We start from the raw sequence: 18787 nt of genomic DNA on the forward strand, positions 1-18787 counted from the left end.
GAGCGGTTTTGTAGGACAATCCGACCAAAATAACCGCAATTCTGAATCTTTCGTAAGAAGGTTCCTATGATGGCTCCGCAACCCTGGGGTTTACCCAGCAATCCCACGCCTGGGTGAAGTCACGTAGGCGCCCTTGCGGATGAAAGATTTGTCGCCAGATCCTGGCCAGGCCGAGCACATCGTCGGCGGCCGGGAGCGGTGTTGCCTGTTCCTCGATGAGCATCCAGGCGATGGCGGTGGCGTAGCGCAGATTGACGGTTAGTTCCAGATGTGGACCGCCAAGGAAGGCATGCTGACTGGCCAGCCCACGCACCAGGCTGGCCAATTCCGGATCGCGGGCGAGGTAACAATCCCACAGCGCCCGATGACGCGTCTCACCGATGCGGTACAGCCCGTGGCCACGGCGGTCGTGCAAGGCCTGGCCAAGGCAAGACTGGCTGGCAGCGACGCCCAGGAGCAAGGCTTCTGCGCTCGCGTTGTGGCGCCCCAGATAGACCAGCGTGGGGCGAATGACATAACGGCTCAATTCGTTCGCAGCGATACCCATGGTGCCCTCGAACTGTCAGGGACCGATGGGGCGGGGAGCTTGGCAGCTGGCTGAAGGATCACACCCATCGGAAGCGGCTCGCACCGCTCGAGTTGAAGTCTAGTGTGATATTCATGGTGTAAAGGGCTGTTTTTTAAATCGATTGCTGCCGCTGCGATCAGGCTATATGCCTTGTGGCAATTACACCGGTGCAGCGCTAGCAGCAATCAGAGTGGCACATTCACGGGGCGAATCTTCGCCCATTCGTTCATGCGACCAGCGACTGGCGCGTGCGGTCGATCACCGCCTGCAGCGGCTCTGCGCCAGTGTACTGCTCTGGGTAAAGACGTTCGGTGTGGCATGCCACGCCGTGTTCGTCTACCAGGGTGAAGCTGAAGCTGCCCTTGCGGGGAGCAACGATCAGGCACTGCAGTGGAGCGAAGGCCTGAGAAAGCGTGCCGAATGCGCGCTGAATGTGATGATGATTGGTCATTTTTTTAGAGTTTCCTGCTCAAGACACGGGTTCGATCCGTGCACAATAGAAACGTTCCGGTGACGCCTTTATTAAGGGAGGCGAAAAACCTGACCGGAACAGAGCAGCCAGAGAAAGCGCAAGCACAATGTAAGCGCCGGGCTGACTGGTAGGTACTTAGGAAGGCGGGCAGCATCCCACGGGCCAGGTTCGAGGCCATGGGTGAAGATCCCGATCAATCGTTCGTTGGCTGATTCGTGCTGGAGTGGCGTATGCCATTCAGTGAATCATCGCGTAGGCCGTCCTGGTTTCAGCGAGGCTACCCGTGGTGGGAGCAGTCGCAAGGACATAATGGCCAGAATTGATTTCAGCTTGGTACTAACGGTGGCCACACTACCTAAGCATTGGCAGCGATGCAAGCTTTTTTAAATCGTTCAGCGAAGCCGGCCATTATCGCTGCTGAAAGGGCTCCTGTGAAGTGGGCGACCGGGTGGATAGTGGAGTGACGCGTGGCAACGATCCCCGCTCGGCCCAGTGCCAGTACCCAGTTGTACACACGCGTGGCGCGACTTGTAACCGTATTGCAACACGCCCACAGGAAGCCGCCAATGACTTGACTGCGACCTTAAGTCAATGAAAAAAAACACTTATTTTGGCTGGTGAAAAAATCGTCAGTTTGACTGAAGCCCCCATTCCATAAGGGTTTGCGGGCACGCAAGGGGGTTGTCCACCGAGTTATCCACAGTATCTGTGGATTGTGTTGCAGGGTTGCTCTAGGACGGGCATGTCAAGTCGTCCTGGGAAATATCTGACGTTTAAGTCAACACCTTCTTGCACTCGAGTGCTGGATTGAAAAACGTCAAGAAAAGAACCATGAAATATTTTTTTCCGCGCTGTCAGGCGCGTATCGAGCCATCACGCAAAAAAAACGGTAGAGTGGCGCGCTTTTCGAATTGCCTTCGCTGTCTGTCATGAAGTTTCGTGTCTCCTCCCAAGCCGATTGCCCTAATACGGGACCGAGCGTCTTTTCCAAACGCTTTTCGCTGAAAGTCGCGCTCTGGCTACTCGACAGCCCCCGCCTGGGCGTCAAGCCCAGCGTCAAGCACTTGGCCGGACGCCTGCTCAAACAGCCGGCGCGGCGGGGCGTGGTGGTGGCCCAGAGTCGCTTGGGACAGTTGCTGTGCCGCGATTGCGGCAATGCACGCGACCGACGCATCGGTCACGAGCTGTTGCGTCAGGCGGCTCGGGCTGGGGATGGACTTGCCCAACTCGAATATGCCCGTCTGTGCCTGCCCCAGGATGCCGAGCAAGCGCGGCATTGGCTGGAACTGGCGGCCGGGCAGGGTTCGCAAGATGCGCAGCGATTGCTCGAGCGCCTGCATCCCTAGCGTCATGAGTGGGCAAACCCCTGTAAGCTGCAGCCTGCATTGGAACAACGATCGGGGTGAGCATGGCAGTGGATCTGGCCAGTATTTTGATCGGCATCGTCGCCGCTGCGGTGCCTTGCCTGGGCTGGGCGTTGCAGCTTCAGCGACGACTCGCCGTCCGTCAGGGCGAAGGCAGTCTATGGCAGGAGCGCCTCAACGCGTCGCAACTGGCGCAGGCCGGTCTGCAAGCCCAGCTTGATGCCAGCCGTGACGAAATCAGCGATCTGAGCGAGGCCAACAGCCATAAGCAGGCACAGCTGGCGGCGCAACACCGTGAGCTGGAACTGCTGCAGATCGAGCGCGACAACGCCCGCGACGCTGCTCATGCCTGGAGCCTGGAGCGCGCCAATCGCGAAACCGAACTGCGCCGCCTGGAGGCACAGGCGGCACGCCTGGATGCCGAGCTTCGCGAGCAGCAGGACAGCCATGCCCAACGTCTGGAAGACCTGCAGCAAGCCCGCGACACCCTGCGTGCGCAGTTCGCCGAAATGGCCACGCGCATTTTCGACGAGCGTGAACAGCGCTTCGCTCAGACCAGCCAGCAGCACTTAGGGCAATTGCTCGATCCGCTCAAAGAGCGCATCCAGGCGTTCGAAAAACGCGTGGAGGAGAGCTACCAGCACGAAGCCCGCGAGCGCTTCTCGCTGGCCAAGGAACTGGAGCGTTTGCAGCAGCTCAACTTGCGCTTGTCCGATGAAGCCACCAACCTCACCCAGGCCCTCAAAGGGCAGAAGACCCAGGGCAATTGGGGCGAACTGATTCTGGAGCGGGTGCTGGAGCACGCGGGCCTGGAGAAGGGCCGCGAGTACCAGACCCAGGTCAGTCTCAGAAGCGCCGATGGCGAGCGCTTCCAGCCCGATGTGCTGATCATGCTGCCCGGCGACAAGCAGGTGGTGGTCGACGCCAAGGTCAGTCTCACCGCCTACCAGCAGTTCGTCGCCGGCAACGACGAGGCGGCGCTCAAGCAGCACGTGCAGTCGCTGCGCAGCCATGTGAAGGGGTTGTCGAGCAAGGACTACAGCCGTCTGGACGGCCTGCACAGCCTGGACTTCGTGCTGCTGTTCGTGCCCATCGAAGCGGCCTTTTCTGCGGCGCTGCAAGCCGAGCCAGGGCTGTTCCAAGAGGCGTTCGACCGGCAGATCGTGATCGTCAGCCCCACCACCTTGCTGGCCACCCTGCGGGTCATCGACAGCCTGTGGAAACAGGAGCGCCAAGGGCAAAACGCCCGAGAAATCGCCGAACGCGCCGGTTGGCTGTACGACAAATTCGTCTTGTTCATCCAGGATCTGGACGAGTTGGGTGTGCGCCTGCAGCAGGTCGACAAAGCCTACGCGGCGGCGCGCAATAAACTGTGCGAGGGTCGCGGTAATCTGATCAGCCGTAGCGAACAGCTCAAGCTGCTCGGCGCCCGCGCCAGCAAGAGCCTGCCGGCCGACCTGCTTGAGCGCGCGATGGCCGACGAAGGCCTTACTGCACCAGGCTCAGATGCCGATTGAGCAGGGCGCGCAGGGCTGCCGGCTTGACCGGCTTGGCCAGGTAGTCCAGGCCCGCCGCATGCACTTGGGCGATGGTCTCGTTGCGCCCGTCGGCGCTGATCACCACGCCGGGAATCGGCTCGCCCAATTGCGTGCGTAGCCACGCCATCAGGCCGGTGCCGGTCTCGCCGTGGTCCAGGTGATAGTCCACCAGCGCCAGGTGCGGGCGCATGCCCTTGACCAGCAGCGCTTCGCACTCGGCCTGATCGCGTGCGGTCCAGACCTGGCAGCCCCAGCGTCCGAGCAGACTGTTCATGCCGATCAGGATGCTGTCTTCATTGTCCACGCACAGCACCTGCAGTCCCGCCAGCGGTTGTCCCATCTGCTCGGCAGGGGCTGCCGGGGTGGCCAGCGGCTGGCGGGCGATCGGCACGCTCACCCTGAATACGCTGCCTTTACCGGGCCATGAGCGCACCTGCAAGGTGTGACCCAGCACCCGGCACAAGCCATCGGCGATCGCCAGGCCCAAGCCCAGGCCTTTTTCAGCGCGCGTCTGGTGGCTGTCCAGGCGCTTGAACTCCTGGAAGATCACCTGCAACTTGTCGTCGGCAATGCCAGGGCCTCGATCCCACACCTCCAGCCATAGCCGCTCACCCTCACGCCGCGTGCCCAGCAGGATCGGACTGCTGCCGTAGCGCAGCGCGTTGGTCAGGAAATTCTGCAGCACCCGGCGCAGCAGCTTGATGTCGCTGCTGACCTGCAGGCGACTGCCGCGCAGGCGGAACGCCAGGTCTTTTTCGGCAGCCAGCACCTTGAACTCGGCACCGAGGGTGTCAAACAGCGTATTGAGTGCGAAGGGTTTGATGTCTGGGGTGATCTTGCCGTTCTCCAGGCGTGAGATGTCCAGCAGATCGCTGATCAATTCTTCGGCCGAGCGCAGCGAGCTGTCCAGGTGCCGCACCAGTTGCCGGGCTTCGTCGTTCAAGCTCTCGGCCTGTTGCGACAGTGCAGCGGAGAACAGCCGTGCGGCGTTCAGCGGCTGCATCAGGTCGTGGCTGACCGCCGCGAGGAAGCGCGTCTTGGACTGGCTGACCGCTTCGGCGTGGCTCTTGGCGTCGGACAGTGCCTGGTTCAATTGCGAGAGTTCGTGGGTCCGCTCGGCTACCCGTTGCTCCAGGCCCTCGTTGGCATCCTTGAGCGCCTGCTCGGCTTCGCGGAACGGCGTGATGTCGGTGAAGCTCATGACGAAGCCGCCACCGGGCATCGGATTGCCGATCAACTCGATGACCCGACCGTTGGGGAACAGGCGCTCGGAGGTATGCGCCCGTCCCTGGCGCATCCAGTGCAGGCGCCGCGCCACATGGACCTGCGCTTCGCCGGGACCGCACAGACCCCGCTCGGCGTTGTAGCGAATGATGTCGGCGATCGGCCGGCCGACGGCGATCAACCCGTCCGGGTAGTTGAACAGCTCCAGGTAGCGGCGGTTCCAGGCGACCAAATGCAGGTTCTGGTCGACCACGCTGATGCCTTGGTTGATGTTCTCGATCGCCCCCTGCAGCAGTGCGCGGTTGAACTGCAGCACCTCGCTGGCTTCGTCGGCGATGCGTACCACGTCCTCGAGCTGCATGTCGCGGCCCTCGATGGCCGCCTTGACCACCGCTCTTGTCGAAGAACTGCCCAGCACCCCGGCCAGCAGCCGCTCGGTGTGCTCGATCCAGTCGCCATCGGCGTTCTGGTTGGGGTTGAAGCCCTTGCCCTGGCGGTAGGCGAAGCGAATGAAGCTCTGGCGTGCGCGCTCCTCGCCCACGAAGCGTGCGGCGAGGTTGAGCAGGTCGTCGATCTGCACCGCCAGCAGTGTGCGCCCACTGGGGCGAGCGCTGGTCTGCTGACCGATGAAGCGACCGGCCTGCCAGTGCTCGGACACCCGTGTGCGCGAGAGGATCGACACCCAGGCGAACAGGGTGAAGTTGCCCGCCAGCGACAGCACCACGCCTTGCGTCAGCGGGCTGATGGGCAGGTTCAGCGGGTTGCCGTGCAACCACGCCAGGCCCGGAAACAGCTGCAGCGACCAGTCCAGGCTGTGCGCGGCGATGGGCAGTACCAAGGTGTAGAACCACAGGAAAATCCCGGCGGCCAGTCCTGCGAACACGCCGCGCCGGTTGGCCTGCTTCCAGTACAAGGCGCCGAGCATCGCTGGGGTCAGTTGGGTAACGGCGGCGAAGGCGATCTGGCCGATGGTCGCCAGGCTTGCGGTGGAACCCAGCAGTCGGTAACTGACATACGCCAGCAGCAGGATGACCACGATGGTGACCCGGCGTACCGAGAGCATCCAGTGGCGGAACGCTTCGAACGGCCGCTCGGCGTTGTTGCGGCGCAGCAGCCAGGGCAGCAGCATGTCGTTGGAGACCATGGTCGACAGCGCCACGGCCTCGACGATGACCATGCCGGTGGCGGCCGAGGCGCCGCCGATGAACGCCAGCAATGCCAGGCTGGGATGGGCTTCGGCCAGCGGCAGGCTGATGACGAAGGAGTCGGACATCACCGTGCCCGGCAACAGCATTTGTCCGGCCAAGGCGATCGGCACCACGAACAGCGCGGCCAGCACCAGATACAGCGGAAACACCCAGCGCGCCAAGCGCATGTCCTGCGGCTCGATGTTCTCCACCACGGTGACGTGAAACTGTCTCGGCAGGCAGATGATCGCCATCATCGCCACGGCGGTCTGCACCACCATCGACGGCCAGTTGATGGTTTCCTGCCAGTAGCGCTCCAGGTGCATTGACTGTCGCGCCTGGCTGAACAGGTCGTCGACACCGTCGTACAGGTTGAACACTACGAAAGCGCCGACGGCGAGGAAGGCGAGCAGCTTGATCATCGACTCGAAGGCGATGGCCAGCACCATGCCGCGGTGGTGTTCGGTGACGTCCAGGCTGCGCGTGCCGAAGACGATCGCGAACAGCGCCAGCACCAGTGACACCACCAGTGCAGTGTCCTGAACGCGTGTGCCGGTGGCATCGGCACTGGCGCCGATCAACAAGTTGACGCCCAGCACGATGCCCTTGAGCTGCAGGGCGATGTAGGGCAGCACGCCAACCAGGCAGATCAGGGCAACCACCACAGCAAGGGTCTGCGACTTGCCGTAGCGCGCGGCAATGAAGTCGGCGATGGAGGTGATGTTCTGCTGTTTGCTGATCAGCACCATCTTCTGCAGCACCCAGGGCGCGAAAATCAGCAGCAGCACCGGGCCCAGGTAGATGGGCAGGAAGGCCCAGAGCTGCTCGGCGGCCTGGCCGACCGCGCCGAAGAAGGTCCAGCTGGTGCAGTACACCGCCAGGGACAGGCTGTATACCCAGGCGCGCAGGCGCGGCGGCAGCGGGGTGCTGCGACGGTCGCCGTAGAAGGCGATGGCGAACATGATGGCCATATAGGCCAGGGCGACCACGGCGATCAGCCCACTGGACAACGACATGCAAACTCCGCAGCAAGAGGGAAACGCGGTCCCGAGCAGTCTGGCACGAGCAGGGCGGTTTCGTCAGCGCAGACGATGGTCGCAGTGGCAAGGAGTCGCACGCTCCTTCGGGTTTTATATCTTTAAAACAGATAACAGATAGAGAAAATACCCGTTATATAGATATTCATGGCGAGCATAAGCTGATTTCACCTTATCCGAGGAATCGCTCATGTCTTGCCCTCACACCCGTGCTCGGTCCATGCGACCTTTCCAGCGCCTGGCCCACCCCCTGGAAGTGATTCGCCAGTTCACCCCCAACTGGTTTTCCGCGACCATGGGCACCGGCGTGCTGGCCCTGGCCCTGCGGCAGGTGCAGGTATCGGCGTTGCTGGGGCTTGCCGAGGCGCTGTGGTGGTTGACGGTCGCGCTGTTCATCGTGTTCTGCGTGCTGTACAGCGCCCGCTGGCTGCTGTTCTTCGACGAAGCGCGGCGGATATTCGGCCATTCCACGGTCTCGATGTTCTTCGGCACCATCCCCATGGGGCTGGCGACCATCCTCAACGGCGGCCTGGTGTTCGGCCTGGCGCGCTGGGGCGAAGGCCTGCTGCCGTGGATCGAGGCGCTATGGTGGCTGGATGTGGCCCTCGCGCTGCTGTGTGGCGTGGCCATTCCCTACCTGATGTTCACCCGCCAGGAACACAGCATCGGCCAAATGACCGCCGTCTGGCTGCTGCCGGTGGTGGCGGCCGAGGTGGCCGCAGCCAGCGGCGGCCTGCTGGTGCCGCACCTGGCCGACCCTCAGGCGCAGCTTCTGGTGCTGGTCACCAGTTACGTCATGTGGGCGGTGTCGCTGCCGGTGGCATTTAGCATCCTGACCATCCTGATGTTGCGCATGGCGCTGCACAAGTTGCCGCCGGCCAACATGGCGGCGTCCAGTTGGCTGGCCTTGGGCCCCATCGGTACCGGTGCGTTGGGCATGCTGCTGCTTGGCGGCGATGCGCCGGGTGTATTCGCCGCCAATGGCCTTGGGGCAATGGGCGAGGTGGCGCGGGGTCTGGGGCTGGTGGCCGGAATGGTGCTGTGGGGGACAGGCCTGTGGTGGTTGCTGACGGCCGTGCTGATCACCGTGCGTTACCTGCGCCACGGAATGCCGTTCAACTTGGGCTGGTGGGGGTTCACCTTTCCGTTGGGTGTCTACAGCCTGGCCACGTTGAAATTGGCTGAGTGGTTGGGACTGGGCTTTTTCATGGTCGCCGGGCAGGTGTTGGTGGGCATGCTGGCAATGTTATGGCTAGTGGTGGCAGGCAAAACGCTCACAGGCGCTTGGCGGGGTGAGTTGTTCGTGTCGCCGTGCATCGTTGCGGCCAGCGCCGTCCGATAGGCGGAGGATTGACAGCGTTCGGGGCAGGAGGAATACTCTCGGGCAATTCATATATATGTCTATATAACAACACGAGAGACAGAGCCCATGAACACGCTGCCCGGTGATGCGCGTCTGCCCCGATACCAACAGTTGCGCGACCACATGGTCGAGCAGATCGCCAACAACCGCTGGCGCCCAGGTGAGGCCATTCCCACCGAAGCGGCGCTGGCCAGCGAGTTCCAGATGTCGGTCGGCACCGTGCGCAAGGCTGTCGACGTACTGGTCGCCGAAGGCGTTCTGGAGCGTCAACAGGGCCGTGGCACCTTCATTCGTCGGCCGCAGTTCCAGTCCTCGCTGTTCCGCTTTTTCCGTTTCGAATCAGCCAATGGCGCGCGGGTCGTACCCGAGAGCCGCATCCTCTCCATAGAGCCACTGCCGGCGCCCTCGGCGGTGGCGGCAGCGTTGGGGCTGACGGCGCAGGCCGAGGTCATCCGCATCGTGCGTCTGCGTTTGCTGGGCGCCCAGCCGGTGCTGGCCGAGGAAATCTGGCTGGCGCGCCAGACCTTCCAGCCCTTGCTGGAAGTCGAGCTGGACCGCAAAGGGCCGTTGCTCTACCCAATCTACGAAACGCTGTGTGGCCAAGTGGTGGCCTACGCGGAGGAAACCCTTACCGCCGAGTCGGTCGATGCGGTTCAGGGGCGTTTGTTGCAACTGCCGGAGGGGAGTCCGGTGGTGGTGATCGAGCGTCTGGCCCGTGACTACGCCGGCAAGCCACTGGAGTGGCGCCGCTCGCGCGGCCATGCCCAGCACTTCCGCTACCGCATCGACATTCGCTGAACCGCCGCTGCCGCCCATAGCCCCGCCTGCTGCGCCGTGCTCGCACGGTGCCGGGGTGTTGCCTGCCTGGCCGGTGCGAGTCCGGCCACCCTTACACGACCTAGAAGGATAAGAAACATGTTCAGTTGGTACCGCGAAATCACCTCGCGCGAGCGCAAGACATTCTGGGCCTGCTTCGGCGGCTGGTCGCTCGACGCCCTGGAAGTGCAGATGTTCGGCCTGGCCATTCCGGCGCTGATCGCCGCATTTTCCCTGAGCAAAGGCGATGCCGGTCTGATCAGTGGCCTGACCCTGGTCACCTCGGCCATCGGCGGCTGGCTCGGCGGTACCCTGTCCGACCGCTATGGCCGTGTGCGCACCTTGCAGTGGATGATTCTCTGGTTCTCCTTCTTCACCTTCCTGTCGGCCTTCGTCACCGGCTTCTATCCGCTGCTGTTCGTCAAGGCCATGCAAGGTTTCGGCATCGGTGGCGAATGGGCGGCCGGCGCGGTGTTGATGGCCGAAACCATCAATCCAAAGTACCGCGGCAAGGTCATGGGCACGGTGCAAAGTGCTTGGGCAGTGGGCTGGGGCCTGGCAGTGACGCTGTTCGCGCTGATCTATTCGCTGGTGCCGCAGGAGTTCGCCTGGCGGGTCATGTTCTTCGTCGGCTTGTTGCCGTCTCTGCTGATCATTTGGGTGCGCCGTAACGTGCAGGAGCCAGACAGCTTCCAGCGCCTGCAGAAAGACCAAGTCGCGCCGCGCAGCTTCGTCAAGTCCATGGCCGGGATCTTCCGCCCGGAACTGCTGCGCGTCACCTTGCTGGGCGGACTGCTTGGCCTGGGTGCCCACGGTGGCTATCACGCGGTGATGACCTGGTTGCCGACCTTCCTCAAGACCGAGCGCAACCTGTCGGTGCTCAACTCTGGCGGTTACCTGGCGGTGATCATTTTCGCCTTCTGGTGCGGCTGTGTGGTCAGCGGTCTGTTGATCGACCGCATCGGCCGCCGCAAGAACATCCTGCTGTTCGCCCTGTGCTGCGTTCTGACCGTCCAGGCGTATGTGTTCTTCCCCCTCAGCAACACGCAGATGCTGTTCCTCGGTTTCCCATTGGGCTTCTTCGCCGCTGGCATTCCGGCCAGCCTCGGGGCGTTCTTCAATGAGCTCTATCCAGCCGATGTGCGCGGCGCCGGGGTGGGCTTCTGCTACAACTTCGGCCGCGTGCTGTCGGCGGTGTTCCCATTCCTGGTCGGTCACATGAGCGAGTCCATGTCGCTGGGCGCGGCGATCGGCATAGATGCCGGTATCGCCTACGGTGTGGCGGTGATCGCCGCGCTGTGCCTGCCAGAAACCCGCGGGCGCACACTGGAGCCCGAGGCGGCTGCCTCGACCGCTCCGGCCATGGCCAAGTAACGATCCACATTCTTCAACCTTTTCGATGAGCGCCATGCCCCACGCTACCGTTTCACCTTTCACGGCCATCGACAGCCATGCCCACGTGTTCAACCGTGGGCTGAGCCTGGCGGCCGAGCGTCGCTATGCACCCACCTACGACGCCCCGTTGGACGATTACCTGGCCATGCTCGCTGGGCATGGTTTCAGCCACGGCGTACTGGTTCAGCCGAGCTTTCTCGGCACCGACAACCGCTACCTGCTCGCTGCCCTGAACAGCGCGCCCCGGCAATTACGCGGGGTGGTGATGCTTGAGCGCGATGCGGACCGCGCCAGCCTGGAACAGATGCACCAGGCGGGCGTGCGCGGCGTGCGGCTGAATCTGATGGGGCAAGCGCTGCCCGATTTACGCGATGCCGCCTGGCGACCGCTGCTGGAGCACATCGCTGCACTGGGCTGGCATGTCGAGCTGCATCGTCAGGTGGCCGACATCCCGGCGTTGGTGAACGCCTTGCACCCCTATGGCGTGAAGATCGTCATCGATCATTTCGGTCGGCCCGATGCGCGCCTGGGTCTGGGTCAGCCAGGCTTCGCCGAGATGCTGACGCTGGGGGGACAGGGGAGGGTGTGGGTCAAGGTGTCGGGGATCTATCGCCTGGGCGGCTCGGCGACGCAGAACCTGCTGTTCGCTCGCCAGGCGCTGGGAATGCTGGAGGCGCACTATGGCGCCGACCGCCTTCTGTGGGGCAGCGACTGGCCACACACCCAGCATGAATCGGTGGTGAACTTTACGGGCGTGGTCGAACAGTTCGAGGCGCTGGGCTGCTCGATGGCCCTGCGCCAAGCGCTGTTGGTGGATACCGCGCGGGCCCTGTTCGACTTCCAGTAATCCGCCTTGCTTGACGGTGTCGGGGCGGGCGGGCCGCCCCTGCACTTTAGACGCGGAAGCGGCTGATCATCTGCTGCAACTGCCCGCCCAGACGCGCCAGCTCGACGCTGGACACCGAGGTCTGCTCACTGGCCCCTGCCGTCTTTTCCGAGATGTCCCTGACCGTCACCACGCTGCGGCTGATTTCTTCGGCCACTGCGCTCTGCTGTTCGGAGGCGGCGGCAATCTGCTGGTTCATCAGTTGGATGCCGGAGACCTGCTGAGTGATGCCTTCCAGCGCCGCGCCCGCTTCGCGCACCAGGGCCACGCTGCTTTCGGTCAGGCTCTGGCTCTCTTCCATCAAGTCGCTGACCGAACGGGTGCCCTGTTCCAGGCTGTTGATCGCCGACTCGATTTCTGCCGTCGAGGCCTGGGTGCGTTGCGCCAGGCTGCGCACTTCATCGGCCACCACGGCAAACCCACGGCCGGCTTCACCGGCTCGCGCCGCTTCGATGGCCGCGTTGAGCGCCAGCAGGTTGGTCTGCTCGGCCACGGCCTTGATCACGTCCATTACCTTGCCGATGCGCTGGCTTTCATTGCGCAGCGCGTCCATCGCTTCATTGGTGGCGTCCACCTGGCTGGCCAGCCGGTCGATCTGCGCTACCGCACGGGCGACCACGCTTTCGCCCTCGCGGGCTTCCAGATCGGTGGCGCTGGCGGCCACCGAGGCGTCGCCGGCATTGCGCGCCACTTCCTGCACCGTGGCGGCCATTTCCTGCATGGCGGTGGCGACCTGGTCGGTCTCCTGGCGCTGGCTGCTGGCACCGGCGCTGGTCTGTGCGGTGATGGCCGAGAGTTCCTCGGTGGCGCTGGCGATCTGCGAGATGCCATCGCGCACGCCGCCGATCAGTTGGCGCAGGTTGGCGGTCATGCCTTGCAGGCTGTTCTGCAACTGACCCAGTTCGTCGCGGCGACGGCTGCTCGGCTGTTCGCTCAGGTCACCGGCGGCTACTTGTTCCATGGCCAACAGTGCCCGGCGCAGTGGCGGACTGATCTGGCGAGCGATCAGCACGGCCAGCACGATGCCCAGTACCAGCGCCAGCAGGGTCGTGACCAACTGCAGGTTCTTGGCGAACTGGCTATCCGAATTCACCAATGTGCCTTGGCCGTCGAGCAGCAGGCCGATAGCTTCGGTCAGCTTGGCGATGTCCTTGGCCATGCTGACGCGGTAGTCGGCCAGTTTGCCGATCTCGCTGCGATAGGTTTCGACCTTGCCGGCATAGGCGCGGACCTGTTCGCTCAACTGTGCGGTGGCGTCGGCGGCCTGGCCGTTCAAGGCCGCGATCAGCCCGGGCAGGGTGTTCACCGTGGTAGCGATCTGATCGTTCATGGTCTTTTCGCTGTCGGCATTGGTGTTGCTGGTGTAGCCGCGCACCTGGTAACGCAGCAGGATCAGGTTCTCGCGAATCTGATTGACCGCCTCGCTGCGCGCGTCGCGTTGCTCGGCATCGGTCAGGGCGCGCACTTGCTGGCGAATGCTCTTGAGGGCCGCGAACGACTGATTGGCGAGGGTGCCCATGTCTTTTTGCGCCGAGCGCATGGTCTGGTATGACTGCAGGCTGAGGCTCTGTGTTTGCACGTAGCTGGTCAGGGACTGTTCGGCTTTGCCCAGCAGTTCGACATTGCGCGGGGTGCGGATCACTTCACGCAGGCGCTTGAGCGGTGGCTGCAATGCATCGCTGGCGGTGAGCAAGGCCTGGGTCTGCTCGTCGTCGCCGTTTGCTAGCGTATGGCGCAGACGCGCTTCGCGCAGATCGCCCAGGGCATCGTTGAGGATCGACACATCGCGCACCACTTCGCTGCGACGAACCATCTTGCCAAGGGCGTCCCAGCTGATCAGCGACTGGATCAGGGTCAACGTCAGGACGAGGCCGAAGCCGAGCGCCAGTTTATGGGCGATTTTCAGGTCGCCGAACCAGGTAAACATCTGCGGTGGTGCTCCATAGTGATGCATCGAAGAAGGGCGAGGGGGAATGGCCGTTGCTGGATCCCGGTCATGTATATGAATATCGGCAGAACTGTAACAATCTGAAAATTATTTGACGACAAATTAATGGCGTAGTGCCAGCAGCTTACTGCGTGGTTAACGGATTCGCCCTGGGGCGGTTGCCAGAGGTGCGTATTCACGTGCAGATTTGTCGCCTCTCACGATGAGCACCCTTTAAATGACAAAGCCCTCTCAGGAACAAGGACGATGAGTCATTCCTCGCAATTCACCTTGCTCGGCAAGCGTCGCTTCCTGCCGTTCTTCATCACCCAATCGCTGGGCGCCTTCAACGACAACCTGTTCAAACAATCGCTGATCCTGGCCATCCTCTACAAACTCAGCCTGGAAGGTGATCGCTCGATCTGGGTCAATTTGTGCGCGCTGCTGTTCATCCTGCCGTTCTTCCTGTTCTCGGCGCTGGCGGGGCAGTTCGGTGAGAAGTTCGCCAAGGACGCGCTGATTCGGGCGATCAAACTGGCCGAGGTGGCGATCATGGCGATCGGTGCCGTGGGCTTTCTCAGCGGTCACCTTGAGCTGATGCTGCTCACCCTGTTCGCCATGGGCACGCATTCAGCGCTGTTCGGTCCGGTGAAGTATTCGATCCTGCCGCAGGCGCTGCACGAGCAGGAGTTGGTCGGCGGCAACGGGCTGGTGGAGATGGGCACCTTCCTGGCGATCCTGGCCGGCACCATCGGCGCCGGGGTGATGATGTCGTCTACCGACTACGCCAGCGTGGTGGCGGGCGGCATCGTCGGCACCGCTGTGCTGGGTTATCTGGCCAGCCGCTGGATCCCTCGGGCGGCGGCGGTGGCGCCGCAGATGCCGCTGGACTGGAACATCTTCAAACAGTCCTGGGCCACCTTGCGCCTGGGCCTGGGGCAGACGCCTGCGGTATCGCGTTCGATCGTCGGCAACTCATGGTTCTGGTTCGTCGGTGCGATCTACCTGACGCAGATTCCGGCCTACGCCAAGGACTGGCTGCACGGCGACGAGACGGTGGTCACCTTGGTGTTGACCCTGTTCTCGGTCGGTATTGCTGTCGGCTCGCTGCTGTGCGAGCGCTTGAGCGGACGCAAGGTTGAAATCGGTCTGGTGCCCTTCGGCTCGTTCGGCCTGACCCTGTTCGGTCTGCTCTGGTGGTGGCATTCGGGTGATGTTCCGGTGGCTGACGCACCTCACGACTGGTTGAGTCTGCTGGGGCTGCACCAGGCCTGGTGGATCATGGCGTCGATCATCGGCCTGGGCGTGTTCGGCGGTTTCTATATCGTGCCGCTGTATGCGCTGATCCAGGCACGCACCCCTGAGCAGGAGCGCGCGCGGGTGATCGCCGCCAACAACATCCTCAATGCCCTGTTCATGGTGGTGTCGGCGCTGGTCACCATCGGCTTGCTGAGCGTGGCGAAGCTGAGCATCCCGCAGTTGTTCCTGGTGGTGTCGCTGCTCAACATCGCGGTCAATGCCTACATTTTCAGCATCGTGCCCGAATTCACCATGCGCTTCCTGATCTGGCTGCTCAGTCACTCCATGTACCGCGTCGAGCACCGCGACCTGGACCGCATTCCCGACGAAGGCGCGGCATTGCTGGTGTGCAACCATGTCTCGTTCGTCGACGCTCTACTGATTGGCGGTGCGATCCGTCGGCCTATACGTTTCGTCATGTACTACAAGATCTACAACCTGCCGGTGCTGAATTTCGTGTTTCGCACGGCGGGTGCGATCCCCATCGCTGGGCACAGCGAAGACGCGGCGACGTACGAGCGCGCGTTCGCGCGCATCGCCGAGTATCTGCAGGCAGGCGAGTTGGTGTGTATTTTCCCGGAGGGCAAGCTGACTGCCGATGGCGAGATCGACGTGTTCAAGGGCGGGGTCAAGCGGATTCTGCAGGAAACCCCGGTGCCGGTGATTCCGCTGGCGTTGCAGGGCTTGTGGGGCAGCTTCTTCAGTCGCGATCCGGCCAAGGGCTTCCTACGCCGCTTGTGGTCACGGGTGACGCTGGTGGCTGGGGCCGCCATCCCCGTGGAGGCGGCCCAGCCCGAGGCGCTGCGCGAACAGGTCAGCGCCCTGCGCGGCGCGCGCCGTTGAAGGGTGCGCTGAGGGTCAGCTAGCGCTGACCTTCAGGCCGATCAGGCCGGCGACGATCAGCGCGACGCTGACCAAGCGCACCAGCGCCATGGATTCGCCGAACAGGATGATGCCAGCGATGACCGTGCCCACTGCGCCGACGCCGGTCCAGATGGCGTAAGCAGTGCCCAGCGGTAGTTCTTTCATGGCCAGTCCTAGCAGGCCAAGGCTGGCCGCCATGGCCGCAACGGTCAGGGCAGTGGGCAGGGGGCGGGTGAAGCCGTCGGTGTACTTCAGGCCGACGGCCCAGCCGACCTCGAACAGGCCGGCGAAGAACAGAATGATCCAGGACATGATGGGTCTCCATCGTTGCGAGATGGGGCCGTCCCCGGAATGGTCACGCAGTGCGTCGTGAGGTCGTCCTCACCGTGCGCACTATGGTGCACATCTGGCCGTTGCCGGGCAAGAGGCGCGCCCGGTCACCGCTGGACAGAGGTTTGATCGGGCGCTTCCATGCGCCTGAACCAGGTCGAAAGCAACGCCCCGGAAATGTTGTGCCACACGCTGAACAGTGCGCTGGGCACCGCCGCCAGGGGCGAGAAGTGTGCAGCCGCCAGTGCTGCGCCCAGCCCCGAATTCTGCATGCCCACCTCCAGCGCCAGTGATTTGCGCTGGGCTAACGGCAGTTTGCACAACTTGCCGGTCAGGTAACCGAGCAGGAAGCCGAAGCTGTTGTGCAGGATCACCACCGCCATGATCAGCAGGCCGGACTCGGCGATCTTCGCCTGGCTGGCGGCCACCACTGCGCAGACGATCATCACGATGCTCACCACCGATACCAGCGGCAGCACCTGCACGGCCAGTTGGACCCGCGCGCCGAGCAGTTTCTGCGCCAGTACCCCGAGCACGATGGGCAGCATCACCAATTGCAGAATCGACCAGAACATGTCCATGAACGAGACCGGCAACCACACCGAGGCCAGCAGCCAGATCAACGCTGGCGTCAGCAGCGGGGCGAGCAGGGTGGTGACCGCCGCGATCGCGACCGCCAGCACCAGATCGCCCTTGGACAGCCAGACCATCACGTTCGATGCAGTCCCGCTCGGGCAGCAGCCCACCAGAATCACGCCCACCGCGATCTCCGCTGGCAAATGGAACAGCTGGCACAGCAACCAGGCCATGCCCGGCATGATCACGAAATGCGCCACCACCCCGAGCGCCACCCGCCAGGGCTGGCGGGCGAGGGCGGCGAAGTCGTCCAGCTTGAGCGTCAGCCCCATGCCGAACATCACCAGCCCCAACAGCGGCACGATGGCCACCTTGAGTGCGATGAACCACTGCGGCTGCAGGAACGCCAAGCAGGCGAACAACAGCACCCACAGCGCAAAAGTGTTGCCGACGAAGCGGCTGAGGGCGGCGAGCGCACGCATGGGGGGGAACCTCCGGTTCAGTTGCAAGCTTCGAGCTACAAGCTGCAAGTAAAAGCGGTGCCCGTATGAGCACCGCCGTATCGCTTTTGATCTTTCTTGCAGCTTGTAGCTCGAAGCTTGCAGCTGCTTTTAGACTCCCTGGGGAATCTCTTCGCCGCCGAGGGCTTCGAACAGCAGCGGGAGGAATTCGTTGAGGGTCATCATCATCAGCAGGAAGCTGGCATCGAACTGCTGTTGGGCTTCGTCGCCGCCGTCCTGTTCGGCCTGCTCCTGCAGCAACTCCTCGAACTTCAGGCGCTTGATCACCAGCTTGTCGTCGAGCACGAACGATAGCTTGTCCTGCCAGGCCAGAGCCAGTTGCGTCACCAGCTTGCCGGTGCTCAGGTGCAACTGGATTTCCTCGCTGGCCAGGTCCTGGCGCTTGCAGCGCACGATGCCGCCGTCTTCGGCGGTGTCGCGCAGCTCGCATTCGTCCAGCGGATAGAAGCCTTCGGCCGGTTGCTGCGACTTGACCCAGTCGGTCATGGTCGCGCTTGGGGCGATCTTCACCGTGGCCGGGCGCACAGGCAGCGAGCCCATCACTTCGCGCAGGGTCGACAGCAGGTCTTCGGCGCGCTTGGCGCTGGCCGAGTTGACCAGAATCAGGCCCTGGCGCGGGGCGATGGCAGCGAAGATCATCGAGCGGCGGATGAAGGCACGCGGCAGGAAGGCCTGGATGATCTCGTCCTTTATCTGGTCGCGTTCCTTCTTGTAGACCTTGCGCATCTGCTCGGTCTCGATTTCCTCGACCTTTTCCTTCACGGCATCGTTGACCACGCTGCTGGGCAGGATGCGTTCTTCCTTGCGCGCGGCGATCAGCAGGAACTCACCGCTGACATGCACCAGGGGCGCGTCTTCGCCTTTGCCGAAGGGGGCCACGAAGCCGTAGGTGGTCAGCTCCTGGCTGGCGCATGGGCGGGCCGGTTTGCTGGACAGTGCCGCTTCCAGTGCCTCGGCCTCGAAGGGAACATCCTGGGTGAGGCGGTAGGTCAGCAGGTTCTTGAACCACATGGGGGGAAAGCTCTCCTTAATGCATAAGGCGGGCATTATTCTCCGAGCGGTGCTCGCAGGCCAACCCTGTCACAGGGCCAGTAGTCACTTATTCCTAGGTCATTGAAAGATCAGAAAAAAAATTTGAAAAAAGTGCTTGCCAGGGTGAAAGGTCGTCCGTAGAATGCGCGCCACACCGAGACGAAGGGTGATTAGCTCAGCCGGGAGAGCATCTGCCTTACAAGCAGAGGGTCGGCGGTTCGATCCCGTCATCACCCACCACTCGATGTATAGCGCAGCGGTAGTTCAGTCGGTTAGAATACCGGCCTGTCACGCCGGGGGTCGCGGGTTCGAGTCCCGTCCGCTGCGCCATATTCCAGCTTCCAGGGCCCACTGAACACCCGGAAGCAGCAAAGAAAGCGACCTTAGG

14 protein-coding genes and 2 tRNA genes are annotated in these 18787 nt (G+C 63.0%); 9 read left to right on the forward strand and 7 right to left on the reverse strand.

Annotated features, from left to right (window positions below):
• Nucleotides 1–64: 64 nt before the first annotated feature.
• Nucleotides 65–547, reverse strand: a complete 483-nt coding sequence (locus GKC70_RS06740; RefSeq protein ID WP_342650837.1) for a hypothetical protein — start codon at nucleotides 545–547, stop codon at nucleotides 65–67.
• Between the two features lie 247 nt (nucleotides 548–794).
• A complete protein-coding gene (locus GKC70_RS06745; RefSeq protein ID WP_039579408.1) occupies nucleotides 795–1019 on the reverse strand; it encodes a hypothetical protein in 225 nt (74 codons plus the stop codon).
• A 950-nt stretch (nucleotides 1020–1969) separates the two neighbouring features.
• On the opposite strand from GKC70_RS06745, the gene GKC70_RS06750 reads away from it, so the two are divergent.
• Nucleotides 1970–2386 (forward strand): SEL1-like repeat protein, encoded by a 417-nt coding sequence (locus tag GKC70_RS06750; protein WP_080754750.1) that lies wholly within the window; start codon nucleotides 1970–1972, stop codon nucleotides 2384–2386.
• 62 nt (nucleotides 2387–2448) lie between these two features.
• Nucleotides 2449–3921: a DNA recombination protein RmuC gene (gene rmuC / locus GKC70_RS06755; protein ID WP_342650838.1), complete on the forward strand. Its 1473-nt coding sequence runs from the start codon at nucleotides 2449–2451 to the stop codon at nucleotides 3919–3921.
• Here the strand turns inward: rmuC and GKC70_RS06760 are convergent.
• Nucleotides 3893–7369, reverse strand: a complete 3477-nt coding sequence (locus GKC70_RS06760) for a NahK/ErcS family hybrid sensor histidine kinase/response regulator (RefSeq protein WP_342650839.1) — start codon at nucleotides 7367–7369, stop codon at nucleotides 3893–3895. The genes rmuC and GKC70_RS06760 overlap by 29 nt on opposite strands.
• 211 nt (nucleotides 7370–7580) lie before the next feature.
• Between GKC70_RS06760 and GKC70_RS06765 the strand changes: the two genes are divergently transcribed.
• From GKC70_RS06765 to GKC70_RS06780, 4 genes are all read left to right on the forward strand, one after another.
• Nucleotides 7581–8732 (forward strand): TDT family transporter, encoded by a 1152-nt coding sequence (locus tag GKC70_RS06765; protein ID WP_342650840.1) that lies wholly within the window; start codon nucleotides 7581–7583, stop codon nucleotides 8730–8732.
• Nucleotides 8733–8819: 87 nt separating this feature from the next.
• A complete protein-coding gene (locus GKC70_RS06770) occupies nucleotides 8820–9551 on the forward strand; it encodes a UTRA domain-containing protein (RefSeq protein ID WP_029611991.1) in 732 nt (243 codons plus the stop codon).
• 117 nt (nucleotides 9552–9668) lie between these two features.
• Nucleotides 9669–10943, forward strand: coding sequence for an MFS transporter (locus GKC70_RS06775; RefSeq protein WP_342650841.1), 1275 nt, complete (start codon nucleotides 9669–9671; stop codon nucleotides 10941–10943).
• A 34-nt stretch (nucleotides 10944–10977) separates the two neighbouring features.
• The gene (locus tag GKC70_RS06780) at nucleotides 10978–11811 is read left to right on the forward strand and encodes an amidohydrolase family protein (protein ID WP_295487517.1); all 834 of its coding nucleotides are present in this window, start codon (nucleotides 10978–10980) and stop codon (nucleotides 11809–11811) included.
• A gap of 46 nt (nucleotides 11812–11857) precedes the next feature.
• Here the strand turns inward: GKC70_RS06780 and GKC70_RS06785 are convergent, their stop codons facing one another.
• The gene (locus GKC70_RS06785) at nucleotides 11858–13777 is read right to left on the reverse strand and encodes a methyl-accepting chemotaxis protein (RefSeq protein ID WP_342650842.1); all 1920 of its coding nucleotides are present in this window, start codon (nucleotides 13775–13777) and stop codon (nucleotides 11858–11860) included.
• Nucleotides 13778–14044: 267 nt separating this feature from the next.
• Between GKC70_RS06785 and GKC70_RS06790 the strand changes: the two genes are divergently transcribed.
• Entirely contained in the window at nucleotides 14045–15919 is a 1875-nt protein-coding gene (locus GKC70_RS06790; protein WP_342650843.1) for an MFS transporter, read from the forward strand.
• 15 nt (nucleotides 15920–15934) lie between these two features.
• On the opposite strand, the gene sugE is transcribed toward GKC70_RS06790, so the two are convergent.
• From sugE to rdgC, 3 genes are all read right to left on the reverse strand, one after another.
• Nucleotides 15935–16252 carry a quaternary ammonium compound efflux SMR transporter SugE gene (sugE, locus tag GKC70_RS06795; protein ID WP_342650844.1) on the reverse strand — a complete coding sequence of 106 codons (318 nt, stop codon included), beginning with the start codon at nucleotides 16250–16252 and terminating at the stop codon, nucleotides 15935–15937.
• A gap of 125 nt (nucleotides 16253–16377) precedes the next feature.
• Nucleotides 16378–17328 carry a bile acid:sodium symporter family protein gene (locus GKC70_RS06800; RefSeq protein WP_342650845.1) on the reverse strand — a complete coding sequence of 317 codons (951 nt, stop codon included), beginning with the start codon at nucleotides 17326–17328 and terminating at the stop codon, nucleotides 16378–16380.
• Nucleotides 17329–17457: 129 nt separating this feature from the next.
• Nucleotides 17458–18378 carry a recombination-associated protein RdgC gene (gene rdgC / locus GKC70_RS06805; RefSeq protein ID WP_200138536.1) on the reverse strand — a complete coding sequence of 307 codons (921 nt, stop codon included), beginning with the start codon at nucleotides 18376–18378 and terminating at the stop codon, nucleotides 17458–17460.
• A gap of 185 nt (nucleotides 18379–18563) precedes the next feature.
• Here rdgC and GKC70_RS06810 point away from each other — a divergent pair.
• Both GKC70_RS06810 and GKC70_RS06815 read left to right on the forward strand, forming a co-directional pair.
• Nucleotides 18564–18639: transfer RNA gene (locus GKC70_RS06810), tRNA-Val, on the forward strand.
• A gap of 13 nt (nucleotides 18640–18652) precedes the next feature.
• Nucleotides 18653–18729: transfer RNA gene (locus GKC70_RS06815), tRNA-Asp, on the forward strand.
• Nucleotides 18730–18787 lie beyond the last annotated feature (58 nt).

Origin of the sequence: Pseudomonas sp. REB1044, from assembly GCF_038813925.1 — a bacterium.
Taxonomy (GTDB): Bacteria; Pseudomonadota; Gammaproteobacteria; order Pseudomonadales; family Pseudomonadaceae; genus Aquipseudomonas; species Aquipseudomonas boreofloridensis.